Origin of the sequence: Campylobacter sp. TTU-622 (genome assembly GCF_016598965.1) — a bacterium.
In the GTDB taxonomy this organism is placed as follows: Bacteria; Campylobacterota; Campylobacteria; order Campylobacterales; family Campylobacteraceae; genus Campylobacter_D.
This window is the reverse complement of sequence record NZ_JAENKR010000232.1, coordinates 1-414: the sequence shown is the minus strand read 5'-3', so window position 1 is coordinate 414 and position 414 is coordinate 1. Positions and strand designations below refer to the sequence as shown.

Genomic DNA, 414 nt, shown 5'->3' with positions numbered 1-414 from the left:
AAATATAAACAGTCTATTAACGACCCCGATACGTTTTGGGGCGAACAGGGAAAAATTCTCGATTGGATCACGCCGTACCAAAAAGTGAAAAACACCTCCTTTGCGCCAGGCAATGTGTCGATTAAATGGTACGAGGACGGCACGCTGAATCTGGCGGCGAACTGTCTTGACCGCCATTTGCAGGAAAATGGCGATCGCACCGCCATTATATGGGAAGGCGATGACGCGTCGCAGAGTAAACATATCTCTTATCGCGAACTGCATCGCGATGTCTGCCGTTTCGCGAATACACTGCTGGATCTGGGCATTAAAAAAGGCGATGTGGTAGCGATTTATATGCCGATGGTGCCGGAAGCGGCGGTGGCAATGTTGGCCTGCGCCCGCATCGGCGCGGTGCATTCGGTGATCTTCGGG

At 52.2% G+C, this 414-nt stretch carries 1 protein-coding gene; it reads left to right on the top strand.

The genetic code is table 11. The features are described from left to right. On the top strand, window positions 1-414 hold a 414-nt coding region (locus JG677_RS08630; protein ID WP_200286233.1), incomplete at both ends, for an AMP-binding protein.